Origin of the sequence: Brachyspira pilosicoli (assembly GCF_036997485.1) — a bacterium.
GTDB lineage: Bacteria > Spirochaetota > Brachyspiria > Brachyspirales > Brachyspiraceae > Brachyspira > Brachyspira pilosicoli_C.
The window spans coordinates 48774-69379 of the sequence record NZ_JAWLPU010000001.1; the positions used below are offsets into that span (position 1 = coordinate 48774).

Below are 20606 nucleotides of genomic sequence, written 5' to 3' on the forward strand. Positions count from 1 at the left end.
CTATTCTAATATTTTAAGCATTTCAGCTTCTATTGCTTTAATATCTCCTTTTTTATCTTGAATAGCTTTTATCTCTTTTCTTCTTTGCTCCAATAATTCTTCTTGTCCTTGTTTATCTAAAGTTTCTTTTTTAGCAAAATATGCATCGCTTATAAGTTTGTCAGCCATTCTCAAAGTTCTGTCGGATACTATTGCTTTATCTGATGCATTTTCTGCCTTAGACATATCAAAACTCGCGTCAGTTTTTAAAGCTCCTTCAGGTACTCCGTCAAGTATACTTCCTTTCCATTGCAATTTTGGCTGATAACTATACGTGATATAATCAAAATAATCTGCATTCTTTATTTCATTATTATCAATGAATATATCAAGTGCCTTATTATAAGATTTATCTAATAAAAACATTTTATTTTTACCGTCTTCAGTATATATTTTTTGAATACATTCTAAATCTTGATAATCTTTATTATTAATAAGCTGTCCTATTTCTGAATCAAAATCTACTTCCAAATTATCTTTCAAAAGTAAAGTAAAATTCACTGTACCGCCTCTTCCTCCGCCATAATCATAATCCCCTGAAAGCATTAATTCTTCTTTACCGTCATTATTTATGTCGCATAAGAAGAAAGATGGAAAATATATACGCCAACCCATTGTTTCATCTATATACTCCAAATATTTTTCTCCATCAAATTGACCGAAACTTATAAATTTAGAGCCTTTAGCATAATCTTTCAAATCATTTGTAGAAATTGAATTAATTTCAGCAGACTCTACTTCACCTATATCTCCAAGTCTGAAATTATAAGTTTTTACTTCTTCAAATGAAGCATATATATGATCATTCATAAACTCAGGATTATAATAATGCATATTTACTTTTGATTCAATTAAAAATGTATTTTTCTTAAACTGAAGAAAACTAAGTCCATTCCATCCGTCATAATACTCCATCAAATCAATTCCATAATAATTTCTAAAATACTCCGCATCATCAAAATATAATTTATCATTGCTGAGTCTATTTATAACATAGGTTTTTAAATATTTATTTATTATATTCGTATTAAGTATTTCCGGTACTATATTTACTGCAGCTATATGAGCTGTACCTTCCAATTCAATTGAACTTAAAGAATAATTATTTTCATTAAATAAATCTATATATCCATTATTTTTTGCAATATATCTAGAGAAACCATTGTTATAAGCATCAGCAACTAATTTTTCTGCTCTTAAAGAATCAGGAGCTTCTATTATATAATCAACTAATTTCATTTTATTGCTGTAAGCATTATCATCATCATACTTTGCTATCATCATAGATATATTAGTTCCGCCTGCTTTTTTCCATTCTGTTAAATACTTTTTTTCTTCTTCAAAATAATAAAGCGAATCGCAAGCAAAATGAGATAAGAACAAAGCTAAATAAACATCAGCATCTTTTTTATTTAATTTTAATAACTCCTCTCTTGCCTTTTTTAATGCTAAATTCTGCTCTACATATAAATATTCATCAGCATAATAATCTGTCAAATCCTCATTATATCTATCCCAACTTGAGAATGTTTCGCTAAATGAATCATAATTAACATTTGATATAAACTCTATAGAATATTTTTTTCTTTCATTATCATTTGCAAATTTCCTATTAAGAAAATCAAAATTTCTTTTTGCATATCCATTATTTTCTCTTATATTTTTAACCTCTTCATCAAATTTAGCTTTATCTACTCTAACACCTTTATAAACATATTTCATATCAAAGAATTCTTTTTGATTATCTGTTTGTTTGCTTTGATTAACTGATGAAGCAGTTTTTTGTTCATTAGTATTTTGTGCTGTTTGATTTGCTTCTTTATTTCCACCGCCGCAGGACATTATTGTTAAAGCAAGTATTGTAATAATAATATTTTTCATATTTTAACCTCAGTATGTATTATAGTTTTTTATGATAAATGAAAACAATTAAAATTTCAATTATGCAAATATATTAAATTAATAGTATTACTGCTAAATATAATAGTTTATGTATATTGTAAAAAAACTTTTTTATGTTAAAATAATAAACTACATAAGCTATAATTTTATATAGAAAAGAGGAAGCGATGAAATTTAGATGTTTAAAAAAAGATATAGTAAAATCTATTGGAGTTACAGAAAACGTTGTTGAAGGAAAAGTAATATATAATATAGAAAGCAATGTGCTTTTTCATCTTGCTGGAAATATGCTTACATTAACAGCTACAGACGGCTCTGTTTGGGCAAGAAGCAGAATTATGCTTGATGATTGTGAGGGAGAAGGTACTGTTGCAGTATATGCTAAAAAAATAAGCTCTATACTTAAAGAAATGCCTGATGGTATGATTACTATAAATGTTGAAGAAAATGAAAAAATTAACATAGAATCTGAAAACGGTAAAACTAAACACTTAATAATTGGAATGAAAACAGATGATTTCCCTGCTTATCCTGAAAGCAATAGTGATATTAATTACATAATGCTTCCTACTAAAGAATTGGTTACTATGATTAATAAAACTATATCTTCAATTGCCAAAGAACCTTTCAAACCTGCTTTAAGAGGTATATGTTTTGAAAAAACTGACTCTAAATTTTTAGCAGTTGCTACAGACGGAAGAAGAATGGCTATCATAGAGAGAGAATTTGAGGGTATTGATGCTGGTTCTTTTTCAATAATAATAGAGCCTAAAGTATTAAATGAGATACTTGTTACTGCAAGCTATGATGATGTTGAACAGGTAAAAATGGGAGTTGACGGTCAGCAAGTATATTTCCAAGTTGGTAAATATGACTTTGTGTCAAGTCTTATAGAAGGAAAATATCCTAATTTTAGACAGGTTATACCTAAAGAGTTTGCTTATAGTTTTAGAGTGAACAAAAATGACTTACTCGATGCTATTAGAAGAGTAGTTCCTATGATTAATGATGTTCGCTCTAAGAGAATGATACTTACTGTTTCTGAAGAGTCTTTAAAAGTTAAAGGTATAAACCAAGAAATGGGAGAATCTTTAGAAGAAATAGACATTAAATATACAGGTGAAGAACATTCTGTTGCTTATAATTATACTTATATTCAAGATGTAATAAAACAAATAGATTCCGAGATAGTTACATTTATGGTTAATAAAGATTCAAGTCCTACAGTAGTGAGAGAAATAGAGAGAGAGGATTATTATTTCATCATTATGCCTATGAGCATTGGCGAAGAGTAATTTGTATTATAACATATTTTATTTAATAGTTTTATAAAAATATGCTATAAAACTATTAAATAACAGTAATTGTATATCTTTTATCTATACATTATTTTTTAAAAAAGTAGTGATTAAATTAGAAAATAAAAATATTTTTTGATATTACTACAAGACATTTTTTACATTCAAAATATTTTTTTATTATACTTTTGATGTAAATTTAAGAATTTTTTTAAAAAAGTGTACAAAAAAATATATTTTTTTTAAAAAAATTAAATAAATATCAAATTTCTATTTGACTTTTAAGGTTTTTATATTAAAATACCATTAATAAAATTACAGATATAGTTATTGGGATAACTACTATGACTACACTACACTACACTACACTACACTACACTACACTACACTACACTACACTAATTCTATAACCACCTTATTAAAAAAATTTGTCAATTATCTTATTTATTTCATAAAGATTTACAAACTTTCATTGCACACGCAAAATGCAGTATTACTGAAAAAGTATGCTGCATTTTGTTTTTTTAAAATCCATTCTACTGCTAGATATTATTATAACAATAATATTTAAATAAAGTAAAAAAATCAAGGAGAAAAGAAAATGAAAAAAACTTTATTAGCTCTAATGCTTGTATCATCATTATTCGTTATAAGCTGCGGAGCAGACTCAACAAAACCATCAGACGCATATAAGGTACAAAAAGTAGAAGTATCTTCAGGAACTATAATAGGCAGTGCTAATTTAAGTAGTACTACTGTTGATGTTTCAAGCTTTGCAAGAGCTGGGGAAAAAGTAACAGAAATAGTTGAAGTAAAAGTTGGAGATGTAATAGATACAGTGTCTGCTATTCAAAAAAATTCAGATGGGGGAATATATCAATTTAATATAACCCAAAGTACTGGATATGCTTATATTAAATATAAATATACTAAAACTTTAATGGCACCTATGGCAACTAAAACAGCTATAGTACAAGCTAGTTCAGGAACTGCAACTATAAATGATCCGCTATTCCTATTTGAAAGAAATGTAATCTCTGTAACTGATGCTTATGGAAATAATATACCTTTTGATTATTATGGCACTACTGCAATACATATTGATACAACAATAACAGGAAATCTAACAATAAAATATCAATATATGGATATAGAGAAAATTTCAGAAAAACCAAGTTTTGAAGGTACTATTAGTGCTGCTCAAATAGATTTAACTGCTGCAAATGCTGGCAAAACTTATGTATGTATAGCTAATAATGGCGGTCAATATGAATATCTTTATGGAATAGTACCTGCTAATGGTCAAATTACATTAAAAACAGTAACAACATCTGGTAATTACAGAATATGGGTTTATTAATATAAAAATGGAGATTAAAAAATGAAAAAATTAATATTAATTCTTACTGCTTTATGCATAACTTTTGCATATTCTTTCGCACAAATTCCTACTGCTAATATGAATACTTTTATAGATAATTTAGATAATTCTGCTGTAAAAAGAGCTACTGCGGGCGAGTTTTCTACAGACAGCGATAAATTAAACGCTAAAGATGTATTCGACTTAAACAGAACAATATTCTCAGCTGGTTATGTACCTGGTTTTAACTCAAGTGATTCTACTGCTGTACAAGCATTCTTTGGTGTGCCTATATTAAATAATGCTATGTATTTTGGTATTGCTGGTATTTACTCTATGAATGAATCAAGAACTGATTATAATCCATATAGTGCTACACCATCTCTTAATAATATTACTCTTGGTAAAGAAGTTACTACAGGCTCTACTTTTGCTATTAGACCAGTATTCAAAATCAATGATATGATATCTATTCATTATTTAATAGCAAGAGGAAACAGCAAACAAGCAGCAGAAGGATATACAAGCTTTGACCCTGCTAATGATAAAAATTTCTCAGCTATTACAAACACTACAGGCAACTCTCAATGGGTACATGAAGTAGCAGTAGGTTTAGTATTTGGTGAAATGAAATTAAAAATACCTGTAAGATTAACTATAAATGATGCTGGAAACTCTTATACAAAAGGATATAGTTTAATTAAATCAGAAACTCCTAATGTAAGTTCTTCTGAAACACAAATAGGCTCTACAAATACAAGCAATAATCCTATGAATCTTTCTATAGCTCCAGAGTTTTATATGCCTTTAGTTGCTGGACCTATGACTGGATTAAACTTCGGTCTTACTTTAGGATTTGATATATATGGTATGGGTCAAAAATCAGCTTATTATTATACAGAGAAAACTACTCCTGTAGGTGCTGCTGCTACAGAAATAAAAAATAGCACAGTTGTAACTCAAGATAAAATGTTTAATATGAATGCTGATGTTAATGCTTATCCTACTTTGGAATGGAGCTTGGCTGATGACAGAGTAAGATTAGTAATGGAGCCAAAAGTTGGTTTAGCTATTAATGTTACAAATGCTGGAAACGTAAAAACTGTATCAAAAAGAGAAACTACAGGAGAAGCTGCAACAGAAAATACTACTACTTCAGGAAACAAAAATTCATTAGTAGTAACTACTCCTTATGTTGAGCTTCCTGTTGGTACTGCTTTCAAGCCTGTTGATTGGTTTGAGTTTAGAGCTGGTGTTAGCTACAGATTAGGTTTCGCTATGACTAGCGGTTCAACTGAAGTATTAGCTGGCGGAAAATATAAAACTTTCGATTATAATTTTGAATCTGCAATGAACTTATATACTGGTATGGGTTTCATAGTTGGAGAAGATTTCTTTATTGACTTATTCTTAGTTGCTCGTACTACTCCTACAACAGGTACTGCTACTACACCACAAAGTTTATTAAATATAGATTCTTGGGGTGCTCAGCTTTCTTATAGACTATAAGACATTATCTTTTTTCAATTTTTCTACTAAATAAATGTGTTCAGGGGATAGGTTTTTTAAAACTTATCCCTCATTTTTTAACATATATGCAATTTTTTCTAATATATTATATAATATATATATACTAATTTTTAGTTTTGTAAATGAAGTTAATAAAGTATTTAATTGTTATATATTTAATTATTACATCAATACTGCATGCCCAAACCACTATACAGCCTGGGCTTTATATTAGAGCCGATTTAGACGGATATTTCTTTCCATATTTAGACGGAGGCGGAAAGTTATCTCTATACTATAGATTTATTACAGATGTTTTTCCAGGTTATATATGGGAAGGTGTGAGAACTGATATAGGAATAAGCGATCATTTAGATGCTGAAAGAAATAAACTCAAAATATATGTAGACTCTTCTATTTCAAAATATTTTAATATAAATGCAAGCGTTTCTTTAGTTAATTATTATACAGCTGGTAAAAGAGGGTTCATTAATTTTGACAGTCCAAATATTGCAGTTGACACCAATGCTATAAACAAAGCATTAAAAACAGATAATATATCATTTGAAGCAGAGGCAACTCCTACTTTTATGCTTCCTCTATTTAACAATCTATTTGACGGAACAGGCTTAATATTACAGGCAGGTTTAACATTTAAATATGCATATATTAATAATGGAAAATACTATTTAGATTATGAATTGCTTCTTGTCAGAGACCAAAATGATATATCTTACAAGCTTGACAGCATGATATTATTTGATTTATCACCACTATCAGTAGGCATAAATTACATGTTAGCTTATATGAATAACACAAAACAGCTTTGGCATTCTATAGGAGCTTATGCTCATTTTGAATATGAGTTTTTAAGCAGATTCTATACGGAAGTTAATTTAAAAATAGGTCAATATATATCCCATCCTTCATATACAGGAAAACTTTATCTTAATATGGATGCAGGATTAGTATTTAAAATTATTTAACATTTTATCTTATTTGCCTTATAAGTTTACAAATAAGTTCAGCCTCACTTTTTTGCAATGTAGGATATATTGGGAAAGACACACTTTTCAAGTATGCATTTTCAGTATTAGGAAAATCCTCATTAGGCAAGTTTAAATATTGATGCAAAGGTTTAAATACAGGTCTAGCCACTTCAACATTATGTCGCTCAAACATCTTTATTACATCATAAATATTCATAGTACCATTAAGCATACAAACATATCTATAATAAGAAGGACTTTCACTATCATGCATAGACAACTTTATTAAATTGCTCTCTAATATAGCACTGTCATAAAAAGAAGCAATATCCGCCCTCACCTCTACCATTCTCTCAAGATGTTTAAGCTCTTCCATACCTATAGAAGCCTGCAAATCTGTAGCACAATAATTAAATCTTTGAATAAAATTATCCTTTTTATCATAATTGATGATATCTCTTATAGCGTCCATTCCCTTTTTTTTAGTCAGTATCATTCCGCCCGCACCGCCTGAAGTAATCATTCTTGTAGCAGATAATGAAAAATAAGCATAATCTCCAAAGCTTCCAAGCAAAGTATCTCTATATTTGCCTCCCAAGCTATGTGATGCATCTTCTATCACAGGAACTTTAATATCAGCAAGCTCATCTATTAAAGCACAATTACCAAACATATGTGAAACTATAATAGCCTTTGTTTTTTCGTTAATAGCCTCTATAACATTATCCATAGAAATTTGGAAACTGTCTTCATCTATATCTATCAATACAGGAGTAGCCTTAAGATTTGTTACAACCTGAAGAGGAGAACTATTTAAAAAAGATGACATAATTACTTCATCGCCCTCTCCAACATTTAAATGTCTTAATATTAATTCCAAAGCACTAGTACCACTATTTACAAATATAGCAGAAAAACTCTTACCAAAATAACCAGCAAAAGTTCTCTCAAACTCATATATAATATCTCCTGTAGCAAGATTATCACTAATCATTACTCTTAAAGCAGACTCTAAATCTTTTTTTCTTATAGTAGGCCTAGAATGACGTATCAATTTTTCTTCCCCATGTATTTTTTTGTTTACTACTATAATATATTAAATATAATAATTTTCAATATATTTTGCAAATATGTTTATGTGTATTAGTTTTTCAGATTTTTTAATGAAATATATATTTATAAAACATTAATATTATAAATATATAATCTTTATTAATTAATAATGCTTAAAGCTTATTAAAAAATATTTTATTTCCACACACCAAACAAACACAAATAAATATTTGCAAAAAAAATATTTTATGTTATAATTTTTAGACTATAAAACCTATGTGCCTGTAGCTCAATTGGATAGAGCATCAGATTGCGGTTCTGAAGGTTGGAAGTTCAAATCTTCTCAGGCACGTTTAAATTAAATATATGGAGAGATGTCCGAGCGGTTGAAGGAGCACGATTGGAAGTCGTGTGTATGTTAAAGTACCGTGGGTTCGAATCCCACTCTCTCCGTAGTTTAGTTTTCTACATCTCTTATAACGGGGTTCTACGGCAGTTGATGATGAATCCGCCAGGTTCGGAAGGAAGCAACGGTAAGTCAACCCAACTGGGTGCTAGTTCTCCTGTTATAAGGGGCCTTTTTTTATTCATTACAATATTTTTAATATAAATAAACATCTTTTTACATATAACTTTTTTATTCAACTTTTCCCATCTTATATGCTGGGACTTCGTTAAATGTAAAGCCCTGCAAATATATTAATTTAAATAAATAATTTTTTACAAACTTAAATATATAGTCAAACAACAATATTTTGTCATATAAGTTTTTGTTTTATTCAACTTTTTTGTCGCTCAAAAAAGTTGAATAAAACGCAAGTATTTTAGCTTTATATCTTTGGAATATATAAAATAATATTTATATTTTGTATATACATCAAAAGTTATGCTTTATAAAATGCAGTTCTTTTGCTTCTTTTATACCAATAAAAGAAGTGGGGTGCGGGGCAAAGCCCTGCAAATAATAAAAATGAAAAAAGCTAAAAATTTTTAGTATATATTGAAATAATTATTTTTTATAATTTTTTTTGGTTCTTTTTCCCGCCTTCGCGGTGCGGACTTCGTCAAAAAGTTTTTGCCCTTCGGGCACGCTTCGCGAAAACGCAAGTGTTTTAGCTTTATATCTTTGGAATATATAAAATAATATTTATATTTTGTATATACATCAAAAGTTATGGTTTATAAAATGCAGTTCTTCGCAAAGTGTATACGAAGGATATAGGCTTCTTTTATACCAAAATAAAAGAAATTTACAAACTTAAAATTTTCTACTACACTCTCTTGATTAAAAATTAAAATACTATATGATATTATCAACATGGGGAGCTTATAAAAGGCTGAGAGGAAGTTTACATAATTTTATACATGCAAACTTCGACCCTTATAACCTGTTTGGGTAATGCCAGCGTAGGGAATTATCTCTTTTATTATTCTATTTATACTTTTAATAAAATGAGACCTTTTCTAATGTTGGTCTTGTTTTATTAAATTAGATTCATAATCAAACAAGACTAAAAACAAAATTCAATAAAACAAGACAAACGGCGTTATAAAAATTTCTATTTAATATTTCTTAGGAGTTTTTTATGACTTACAATCTTAAAACAAAAAACTTTTTTATTAAAACTTTATTTCAAACATTTTTTATTTTTCTAACTTTCTTACTAATCATCTCCTGCACTAAAGAAACAAAAAAAATTAAAGATGAACTTACAGTAAACTTAGGCTATGAGCTTCAGTCTATTGACCCAGCAATAAACGATGAGACTTATGGTTTTATTTATATTAATCATGCCTTCGAAGGATTATTGACAAAAGACATAAACGGCAAAATAGTAGGAGGCTCTTCAGACAAATGGGAGATAAGCGAAGATAAATTAAAATACACATTCCATATAAGAGAAGATGCAAAATGGAGCGACGGCAAAAAACTCACTGCAGATGATTTTGTATATTCATATAGAAGAGTTGTTGACCCTAAAACAGCTTCACCTATAGCGTATTTAATGTATTATATAAAAAATGCAAAAGACATAAACACAGGCAAAAAACCAATTGAGACTTTGGGAGTTACTGCTATAGACGAAAACACTCTTACAATAGAACTTGAAAATCCTACATTATACTTTGAAGATATTTTAGCTTCTGGTGGTTGTTATGTACCTGTGAGAGAGGACATTATAAATAAATACGGTGATGATTGGACATGGAAGACTGAGGCGTATATTGGAAATGGTGCTTACAAGATGACAGAGAGAAAGCCCGATGAGTTAATAGCATTTGAGCTTAATACTAATTATTGGGATTATAAAAATCAAGTTGCTAAGAAAATAAATTTTGTTTTGATAGCTGATGAATATATTTCTCTTAATGCCGTTAGAACAGGAGATGTTGACTTTTCTATTAATGCCCCTCCTATTGGCGAGATAGAAAGTTTAATAAAAGAAAACCTTATGGCTGTAAGCGACATTATAGGAGTTTATTATTTAGATTTAAACAATAAAGATAAAACCTTGTCCGACAAGAGAGTAAGAAAAGCATTATCTTTAGCAATAGACAGAAATTACATTGTAAGCAATATCGGCTACGGCAAACTAATAGCAGCAGAAAGCTTTGTTCCTCCAGTTGTAAAAGGACTTGAAAAATCTTTTAGAGAAGAGAGCAGCAATTTTATAATAGCAAACAATTACAGCAATAATATAATAGAAGCAAAAAAATTATTAGCCGAAGCAGGCTACCCAAACGGAGAAAACTTTCCTATTTTAGAAGTAAAAGTTTCATCTGGTTTTTACACTACAGTGTTAGAGGCTATTCAGCAGATGTGGAAAAATAATTTAAATATTAATGTGGCAGTTAGAACAGAAGAATCAAAAATCACACTTCCTTTCAGACAGTCAGGCAATTACCAAATGGCCAGAACAAGCTGGACAGGCGATTATAATGACCCTCTCACAATGCTTCAAATTATGACAAGCGATAGCGATATAAATTACGGCGGTTTTTCAAATGAAAGATATGACTATTTAATAAACTTTGCCACTACTTCAACAAATGCCAAAGAGAGAATGGAAGCTTTAAAAGAAGCAGAGGCTATTCTTTTTGAAGAGATGCCTATAATACCTTTTATATATAGAACAGACTTTTTGGTTGTAAATCCGAAATTAAAAAACTATATTGATGACCCATTGGGACGATACAGATTTAATTATGCCTATATTGAAGAATAGTTTTAATAAATTATAATTTTAATAAATTTAAGAAATAAAGTGCTATTTTTTAATAGTATTTTATTTCTTAAAAAATTTTATTTACACACCCCGCCCTTTTCTCTTGCTGTTCTAATTAAAATTTAAACTTTCTCTATATTCATTGCTCAATCAGAAATTTTAAGGCCCCACCCAAGTGTTTTTTTAATTTAAAAATCCATCACCGCACGTTAAGAAAAACAAAAATATATAATTTAATTTGAAATACAATTTTTACTATTTTTATAAATACATTTACCGTGCGGGAAAGTAGATTATTAAGTCTAATAAACGCTTGGGCGGGTATGCTTTTTTATAATTAGACACTAAAAAATATTAAAGCAATATTTTCTATATAAAACATAAAAGTTAATAGGGCGGGGTATTAAAACAAACTTAAAACTTGCAACAAAAAGAATATACGATTAGTAAAAGAGAATATTTTAAATAATTGACTTTAATTAAAATTTACATTATTATAGATTCATATATTTTAAATTTTATAAGGGCTAATACAAATATGGAAGAGAAACAATACAGTTTAGAAGAATCTATAGAATTAATTTCAAGAGGAGCCAGCGAAATAATAGGCTTGGAAGAGATAAAAGAAAAACTAAAAAGCGGAAAAAAATTAACAGTAAAAGCAGGTTTTGACCCAACAGCTCCAGATATACATTTAGGACATACTGTACTTTTAAGAAAGATGAGACATTTTCAATTACTTGGACATAAAGTAATATTTCTTATAGGAGATTTTACAGGAAGAATAGGAGACCCATCTGGTAAGACAAAAACTCGTCCAAGATTAAGTGAAGAAGATGTTTTAAGAAATGCTGAAACTTATAAACAGCAAGTTTTTAAAATTTTAGACCCCGAAAAAACTATAGTTGAATTTAATTCTAAATGGCTTGGTAAAATGAGTTTTGCCGATGTGCTTGGTCTTACTTCAAGATATACTGTAGCACAAATGATAGAGAGAGATGATTTTTCTAAAAGATATAAAAATGGTCAGCCTATAAGCATAATGGAGTTTTTATATCCATTAGCTCAGGGGTATGATTCTGTTTCTTTAGAATGCGATGTTGAACTTGGAGGTAATGACCAGAAGTTTAATTTGCTTGTGGGAAGAACTTTAATGAAAGAATATGGATTATCTCCGCAGGCGGTTTTAACTGTACCTTTGCTTGAAGGTTTAGATGGGGTTGAGAAGATGAGTAAATCTTTAGGAAATTATATAGGTGTTTATGACAGCCCTAAAGATATGTATGGTAAGGCTATGAGTATACCTGATGATCTAATTCTTAAATATATGGAATTAGTTACAGATATACCTATGAATGATATAAGAAATTATAAAAAGGCTATGGAAGAAGGTGAAAATCCAAGAAATATCAAATCTATTCTTGCTAAAGAAATAGTAAAATTATATCATACAGAAGATGATGCTAATAATGCTGAAGAAGAATTTAAGAGAATATTTAGCTCTAAGGGTGTGCCTGATGAAATAGAAGAAGTTATTGTAAGTAAAGATGATAATGTTTTAAATATTTTATCTATATGTATAAAAAATGAAAGTAAGTCTAATTTAAAAAGATTAATTTCTCAAGGAAGTGTTACTTTAGATAATGAAAAGATTACGGATATAAACTCTAATATAAATAAAGAGGGCATACTAAAAATAGGAAAACGTAATTTCTTTAAAATAAAATTTTCTTAAAAAAGATAGATGTGATTTTTAAGAGGCAATAATGCGAGTCTTGATATTACTATTATCTTTAATAATATTTGATGCATACTTATATGCACAAGATAATAATAATAATAATAATAATATTACAAGGACAAATGAAAATGCATTAATGCAAATAAATCAATTCGATGCTAAAAGGAATCCTGTTTCTTTTATTAATATAGTTAATTTTACTCCATACTATGTATTAACTGAATATGCTAGAAATTATGGTATAGAAATTTATCCTTATGATACAGAGTCTACTTTAAGAGCGAGGATTATAAAAAGACAAGTTAATATAGATGTTATAAGAGTTAGTGGTGAAGATAATATAAAAAATGTAGCACGTACTAGTATTAATACAGGCGGCGGACAGATAGATTTTAAAAGTGCTGATTATGTTGAAAGATATAAAATAGATGAAGCAGGAGAAGAATTAATAGCCCTATATGGCAACGTACAGCTTAAAATATATAACAACATCATGAGTGCCGATAGGGTTGTTTATAGTTTGAAAACAGGAGAAGTATTTGCTTCTGGTAATTTAAAGGTTGAATCTGGAGATAGTGTTCTAAATGGCGAATGGTTTATGCTTAATAAAGATGATAAAAAGGGCATTTTATATAATGGCAACACTAAATTCCAGAGCTTTACAGTTCAAGGTAATATAATAAAATTCAACGACCCTGATTTTTTTGCTAATGATAGTAGTGTAAGTTTTTCTAGGCTTACCCCTGTAGCGCATGACTTCTTAGCTTCAAGAGTTTATTTATGGGATACAAAAAAGGTACTTATTTTTAATAGCATATATAGAGTTGGAAGGCAGCCAGTATTTTATTTTCCGCTTTTTATTCAGAATAATGTCGGAACTGGTATTATAAGCACTTTTGGGCAGAGTTTGAGAGAAGGTGTTTATATGCAAAATAGTAAGACTTTTAATTTGTATGGGGTTGATCATAGAATAAGGTTTGATGCTTATCAAAAATTAGGATTTCTTATTGGAGATGAAATTCGATATACTAGTCAATACCATAATTTATCTTTAGATGCTATGTTTGCTTTAGGAAGACAATATTATTTGCTTGATTCTTACATATCTTCCAGTATTGGTTTTGGTACAAGATATGTTAACTATTTTACTGGTGGACAAGTAGGAAAATTTGTTCCTAGATATAAATTTCAATATGATCATACAATACAATTATATAGCGGCGAAAATATTAATGCTTATCTTACTGGCAAATTAAATTTAAACAGCGATTTATATTTTAAATCAGACTTTTATAATCAAAGAGGAGCTTTAGATATATTATCATTATTTACTGCTATCACTGGTGATTTAAGTGATATAGGAGATTCATATCCAGAAAGCTATATAGAAAACTCTGTATATATTAATAGCACTATATATGGTGTTAGTTTAAGAGCTGGAGCTGAATGGAATCTCACTGCTGTAAGAAATTTATCTGTAAATTACAACACAAATTTTGATTATTATATGCCTAAACCAAGCAGATTGGTTTTACCTTCATTATCGGCAAGCTATAGTTCCGTTTTTGGAGATGAAACTTCTTATTATTTTCCTGATGTTAATATTAATTATAATATCAGCATGAATTATTCTCACACAATAGATTACAAAACTTCTGAAGGTATAGCATTTTATAATAACCCTAACCTCAATAACCAATTAAATGAAAAATTAGCCGAAAGAAATAATTTACAGTTAAATGGCGGATTATCAAGAAGTTTTACTAATTTATTTATGAGATTTACTCCTAATTTTAATATTAACTATGCTTATCAAAAAAGTATTAATCCTAAATCAGAAGATTTAATTTATGACAGAGATAATACATACTTAGGTTTGGCTAGTACTATGAACCTCTCTGTATTCTTACCTAACTCAATATTGCCGTATAAACTTGATAACTATTTCTCTCCTTCCGTAAGTTGGGATACATCATATAGTATTGGTTATAGATTTAAACAAAAAGATGCTGCATATACTAATGAAAATCAAAGCGGAGATTTTAGCAGTCATAGCATAAATACAAGTTTAAACGTAGGAGGCACTGGATACAGTATATTTTTTATACCTAACTTAAATTGGGATATTAGAGGTACTATTAGAACAGGTTACGACCTTATACCAACATATAATGCACAAACTAAAAATTATGAGCTTATACATAACACCAATAGATTCTTAACAACAGAAGTAGGAGGTTCCACCAGATTATATTACGACTCTTCTTATATATCCTATGATTTATCTAAAAACCTACTCGGTACAAACTTTACTCAAAATGCTATAAACACTCTCATTCATGTACCTATTCCTATTAATAATCTAACCGATTGGATATTGGTAAGAAATGGTAAAAAGAAATTTTTTGATGGTTATAAAAATGATTTTAGATTTTTCTTTGATATAACCTATAAACATGATTTTATTAATTATAAATATAATTCTGCAGCATTCTCACTTGGTTTTGAATTAAAAATATTAGAACAATTTACTTTTAGTTTTTCTACAACAAGCAGAAATGACAGAGCTTATAGATATATAAAATCTTATGCTGAAAAAGAAAATGAAACTTGGGTTAATCCTTTCTGGGATATTGTTGATTCTTTTAATTTTAGAGATTCTCAAAAGAGGATAGATAGTTTATTTAAATTAAGTTCTATAAATACCAGTGTATGGCATGAATTAGATGGTTGGCAATTGAGAGCTACTTTTTCTATATCTCCTTCAGCACTTCCTTCAGATATTGCAAGCGGCTCTGTTAAAGGTTCTTACTGGAATAAAGAGTTTTGGATTGAATTTACTCTTACTGATTTCCCTAATGCTGGACTCCCTAGAAGAGAATATGACCTCAATTCTACTATTACAGACTTGAGAGATAATCAAACTACTACTTATTAATTTGCGGGTATACAAAATGATTAAAAAAATATTTATTTTATTTATTATTATAATACTTTCTAATTTGCATGCTGATGACTCTTATATAAATAAGATATTTACAGCCATAGAAAATAATGATATTAACTATATAAAATACATAGTAGAAAATGATGAATCAAGCTTAAAATCAAGGCTTCCTAAAGATTATGAAAACAATTTGGAAGGTGCTACTCCTTTACTTTATGCTATTTATAATGATAAAAAAGATATTATTAAATTATTTATAGATAATATAGATACATCATATTTAAAAGATAGAGATGATAAAAATTATAATAGCATTATGTATGCTGCTGCTTTTTCTGATATAGATACTTTAAAATTGATAGCAGAAAAAGCTCCAAGTTTAATTAATAGTGAAACAGAGTTTAGAGTTAATATACTTCATATAGCAAGCAGTCATAATAACTATGATGTTATAGAATATATATACACTAATTTTAATATTGATATTAATTCTCGAGACATTGACGGATGGACTCCCCTTTATCATGCTGCCAATTCTCAAAGCATTGAATCATATAGGCTTCTTATAAAATTGGGGGCTAATACTCAGATTACAGACAATAATGGTATGTATCCTTCAACGAGGCTTAGAGAGCTTGTGATGATGAAGTATAATGAATTAAGTGATATTGATAGGGAATTGTTCGAGGCTATAAGGGATAATGATATAAAAAAATTAAAAAATAGTATAGAAAATGGTGCTAATATTAATGCTGAAGACGGATATGGGCTAAGTGCTTTACATTTTGCTATAAGAAATAAAAACATAAAAGCTGTTGATATTTTGCTTGACTGTGAGAATATTAATTTAGAAGCAACCCTTCCAAACGGATATTATACTGCATTGGATAATTTTAGCAGAGAGGCTGTTTATATAGGTGGGGCCACTCCTTTACTTTATGCAATATTTAAAAGCAATGGCGACAGCAGAATAGTAAACAGGCTTATTAAAAAAAATGCTAATATTAACACTTCTGATGAAGAGGGGTGGAATAGTTTTTTGTATGCGGCTGCTTTTGGAAATGTTCGTATATTGAGCAGTTTAGTTAATAAAAATAAAAGTTTAGTTAATAGTAAGACTAAAAAAAATGTAACTGCTTTACAGATGGCTGTAGTTTATGATAATATTAAAGTAATTAGTTATTTAGTGAAAAGGCTTCATGTTGATATTAATGCTAAAGACAATGACGGATGGACTGCTCTTTATTATGCTGCTGCTAACAACAAGGCAGAGGCGTATAATTTACTTATAGAGCTTGGTGCCGACAGAAACATTGCTAATAATGAAGGCTTAAAACCTGATGACATATTCTTTAATAATTAGTTATCATAATATATTGTTATAATTATTTATTACTATATAATATTATAAATGTTTATAATATTAACTAATCTCGAGAGGTTTTATTTAATGATTTGTTTAATAAAAAGAAGTTTAATCATTGTATTAGCTATATTTTATATTTTTTCTTTAAATATATACGCTATAAATCAAAAAGAAAACGAATTATTTTTGGCTATAAAAGAAAAGAAAAATGAAAGAGATTTAAGAGAGATTTTAAAATATAGGGTAGATTTTTCTGCTACAAATGAAATGGGATTAACTCCGCTTTTATACGCTATTGAATGCAATAATGAAAGAGCTTTGAGGGTGCTTCTTGAATATAGTGATGTTAATATTGAATATAGACTTCATGATGATTTTGCTGCTTATCCTGATATAAATAAATATGAAGGAGAGAGTGTTAATATAGGCGGGGCTACTCCTTTAATGTTTGCTATATTTAAAAACAATTCAAGGATAGTTAAACAGCTTATAGACAAGGGGGCTAATGTTAGAGCTAAAGATAATGAGGGGAACTCTGTATTTTTATATGCATGCGGTTTTGGAGACGGTAATATTATAAGAATGCTTCTTCAAAAAGATAAAACATTAGTTAATGACAAAACTCCTAACGGCAATCTTAATGGACTTCATTATGCTGCTGCTTTTAATAATTTAAATACTATTAATTTCTTAATTAAAAATGTTGATATGAATATTAATGACAGAGATTCAAATGGATGCACTGCTTTATATTATGCCGCTTACTATGCAAAAAAGGATGCATATAACCTTCTTATTAAACTTGGTGCTAATAAAGATATAGGTGATAATTATGGAGTAACTCCAGAATATATATTATCAGGCGGAAGTTCTGCTATTGACTTAGAAAACAAAGAAGATAATAATACAAACACTTATAATGAAAATATGTTTATAGCAAGAGTTATTCAAACTTCAGATACTAATGCATTAAGAGATATAATGATGTATTCGAACTTTAATATGAACTCTATCATTATGGCTTATGAAACTCCTCTCACTTATGCTATACATCTTGATAAACATGATATGGTTAATGAACTTTTAAGTTATAGAAAAAATAATACTAATATTATAAATATAGAAACTTCTTATATACCTGCTGATGAAGTTTATTTTGATGAAAATAGAGCAGAGTTTAGAGGCAATGTATATTTGGGTGATGTAAGTCCTTTACAGTATGCTATATTTAAAAATAACACTAATATAATAAACACTCTTTTAAGATATGGTGCTGATATAAGCAGAAAAGACAGTTTAGGAGACAATGCTTTAATGTATGCTGCAAGGTTTTCAAGTGCAGAAGTTATTGATACAATTTTAAATTATAGCAGTAATTCTTATAGAGTTGTAGATATATATGGCAATACTCCTTTGCATAATGCATCATCAATTGGCAACACTAATGCTTTAATTGCTCTCATGAATAGAACACCTATTAATATAAACATACAAAATATTAACGGAGATACCCCTTTGCATTTGGCTGTAAAAAATAACAACAGCAATACTTATAGATTTTTATTATTAAAGGGGGCTGATTATACTATAAAAAATTATGACGGCAAAACTGCTTCAGATTTATTATATGGAGATAGTATAGAAAGCATAATGGGTAATTTTGGTGAAACTAATATTTATAACACAAATTCATTTAATAATATAAATTCAATTCAAGCAAATAATGTTAACAATATCGTAGAAGATTTTTTATATGACAATATGCCAGATGATGATGCTTCTTACTATAAAAAAGAAGAAGAAAGGAATGAATATTCAACTCAATTAGAAAACAAAGTTCTTTTTGATGCTATTTATAAAGATGATGCAGCTCTAATACATAATGCTATATCTAATATAGTTGATCTTAATACAAGAAACTCCGAAGGCTTTACTCCGCTGCTTTATGCTATTCATTATGATAAAACTAATGCTCTTAATATACTTTTGAGCTACACAAATAAAATTGATATAAATAAAACATTAGACAATTATACTAATTATTATTCTAAAAAAGGCATTAATTTTAGCGGAGAATTAGTCTTTGATAAAACAACTCCTTTAGAATATGCTATATTTAAAGGAAATATCAATATAGTTTCTATGCTTATGGATAATAATGCTGATATATATCTTGAAGATTCAAAAGGATATAATGGAATATTTTATGCTTCTGCTTTTGGAGATTATGCTCTTTTAAATAAAATACTTCAAAAATATCCTACTATATATAATTTTAAAAACTCTAATGGGGACGGTGTGCTTCATATTGCAGCAAGCTACGGTAATAATAACGCTATAAGTTTTTATTTATATAATACATTTTTAAGTATAAATACAAAAAATAATGAAGGAAAAACTCCATTAGATTTAGCAAACGAAAGAGGATATACTAACACGGTAGATTACTTAATAAAAGGCGGTGCTAAATACGGCAATCAATAATTATTTATTGCTTCAAACCCATCAAATGTGTAAGTGTATGAGCTATTATCTGGATATAGTGTTATAGTAACTAAAGCTGTATTTGTATGCTTTGTTTCATCAAATGTATTTAGAGGTATTTTTATAGCTATATTATTTCTAAAAAATAAATGTGAACTGTTGCCAATCCATATATATCCGTTTAATGTTTTTTGTGTATCACTTGAGTTATAATCAAATTTTATCTCATTATCAAATATATATTTTTTAGTATCTATATAATTTCCTGTTGTATCTGTACAAAGATAATAACCATTATTAAAATCAGCAGTATAACTATAAGTTTTATTATTTATACTAAAATCTATATCTTTAGCATACATATTACCATATTTTAAGAAAGCCTCGTTATTAGACTCTCCATTTACTCTCACTTTTAGATACATGCTTTTAGTTGTGTTATTATTATTATTATTATTTGGTTTGTATGAATTGTTACAGCTTAATGCCAATATTAATACAATAATTAATGTTAAAGATTTAATTAAATTACTCATATAAATAATATAAGATATATATTTTTTTAGTCAATATACAGATATATTTTAATTATTAATATTTATTATGTACTGAAAATTTTAACTTTATTTATTTAATTATTTGCAGGGCTTTGCCCCGCACCCCAGTTCTTTTGTTGGCACAAAGAACCAAA

At 28.4% G+C, this 20606-nt stretch carries 12 protein-coding genes, 2 tRNA genes, 1 other RNA gene and 1 riboswitch; of the genes, 12 read left to right on the forward strand and 3 right to left on the reverse strand.

Annotation, left to right across the window (positions count from 1 at the left end; genetic code table 11):
* Nucleotides 1-1920: a hypothetical protein gene (locus R4I97_RS00210; protein WP_335783159.1), complete on the reverse strand. Its 1920-nt coding sequence runs from the start codon at nucleotides 1918-1920 to the stop codon at nucleotides 1-3.
* 188 nt (nucleotides 1921-2108) lie between these two features.
* On the opposite strand from R4I97_RS00210, the gene dnaN reads away from it, so the two are divergent.
* The 4 genes from dnaN (at nucleotide 2109) to R4I97_RS00230 (ending at nucleotide 7094) form a co-directional block, all read left to right on the forward strand.
* A complete protein-coding gene (gene dnaN, locus R4I97_RS00215; protein WP_295298698.1) occupies nucleotides 2109-3236 on the forward strand; it encodes a DNA polymerase III subunit beta in 1128 nt (375 codons plus the stop codon).
* A 604-nt stretch (nucleotides 3237-3840) separates the two neighbouring features.
* A complete protein-coding gene (locus tag R4I97_RS00220) occupies nucleotides 3841-4599 on the forward strand; it encodes a hypothetical protein (protein ID WP_335783160.1) in 759 nt (252 codons plus the stop codon).
* Nucleotides 4600-4620: 21 nt separating this feature from the next.
* Entirely contained in the window at nucleotides 4621-6108 is a 1488-nt protein-coding gene (locus R4I97_RS00225) for a hypothetical protein (RefSeq protein WP_335783161.1), read from the forward strand.
* 143 nt (nucleotides 6109-6251) lie between these two features.
* Entirely contained in the window at nucleotides 6252-7094 is an 843-nt protein-coding gene (locus tag R4I97_RS00230; protein WP_335783162.1) for a toxin A, read from the forward strand.
* A gap of 4 nt (nucleotides 7095-7098) precedes the next feature.
* Here the strand turns inward: R4I97_RS00230 and R4I97_RS00235 are convergent, their stop codons facing one another.
* Nucleotides 7099-8151 carry a DegT/DnrJ/EryC1/StrS family aminotransferase gene (locus tag R4I97_RS00235; RefSeq protein ID WP_335783163.1) on the reverse strand — a complete coding sequence of 351 codons (1053 nt, stop codon included), beginning with the start codon at nucleotides 8149-8151 and terminating at the stop codon, nucleotides 7099-7101.
* Between the two features lie 277 nt (nucleotides 8152-8428).
* On the opposite strand from R4I97_RS00235, the gene R4I97_RS00240 reads away from it, so the two are divergent.
* From R4I97_RS00240 to R4I97_RS00275, 8 genes are all read left to right on the forward strand, one after another.
* Nucleotides 8429-8502 (forward strand) — tRNA-Arg (locus R4I97_RS00240).
* 16 nt (nucleotides 8503-8518) lie between these two features.
* Nucleotides 8519-8603 (forward strand) — tRNA-Ser (locus R4I97_RS00245).
* 24 nt (nucleotides 8604-8627) lie between these two features.
* An RNA gene (gene ffs, locus R4I97_RS00250) (signal recognition particle sRNA small type) lies at nucleotides 8628-8722 on the forward strand.
* A gap of 737 nt (nucleotides 8723-9459) precedes the next feature.
* Nucleotides 9460-9582, forward strand: a riboswitch (TPP riboswitch).
* Between the two features lie 154 nt (nucleotides 9583-9736).
* The gene (locus tag R4I97_RS00255) at nucleotides 9737-11377 is read left to right on the forward strand and encodes a peptide ABC transporter substrate-binding protein (protein ID WP_335783164.1); all 1641 of its coding nucleotides are present in this window, start codon (nucleotides 9737-9739) and stop codon (nucleotides 11375-11377) included.
* Nucleotides 11378-11915: 538 nt separating this feature from the next.
* Entirely contained in the window at nucleotides 11916-13112 is a 1197-nt protein-coding gene (gene tyrS / locus R4I97_RS00260) for a tyrosine--tRNA ligase (RefSeq protein ID WP_335783165.1), read from the forward strand.
* A gap of 31 nt (nucleotides 13113-13143) precedes the next feature.
* Nucleotides 13144-16056 carry an LPS-assembly protein LptD gene (locus R4I97_RS00265; RefSeq protein WP_335783166.1) on the forward strand — a complete coding sequence of 971 codons (2913 nt, stop codon included), beginning with the start codon at nucleotides 13144-13146 and terminating at the stop codon, nucleotides 16054-16056.
* Between the two features lie 16 nt (nucleotides 16057-16072).
* Nucleotides 16073-17428 (forward strand): ankyrin repeat domain-containing protein, encoded by a 1356-nt coding sequence (locus R4I97_RS00270; protein ID WP_335783167.1) that lies wholly within the window; start codon nucleotides 16073-16075, stop codon nucleotides 17426-17428.
* A gap of 87 nt (nucleotides 17429-17515) precedes the next feature.
* Complete coding sequence (locus tag R4I97_RS00275; protein WP_335783168.1) at nucleotides 17516-19915, forward strand: ankyrin repeat domain-containing protein; 2400 nt, start codon at nucleotides 17516-17518, stop codon at nucleotides 19913-19915.
* On the opposite strand, the gene R4I97_RS00280 is transcribed toward R4I97_RS00275, so the two are convergent.
* A complete protein-coding gene (locus R4I97_RS00280) occupies nucleotides 19909-20451 on the reverse strand; it encodes a hypothetical protein (RefSeq protein WP_335783169.1) in 543 nt (180 codons plus the stop codon). The two genes, R4I97_RS00275 and R4I97_RS00280, sit on opposite strands and share 7 nt — an antisense overlap.
* Nucleotides 20452-20606 lie beyond the last annotated feature (155 nt).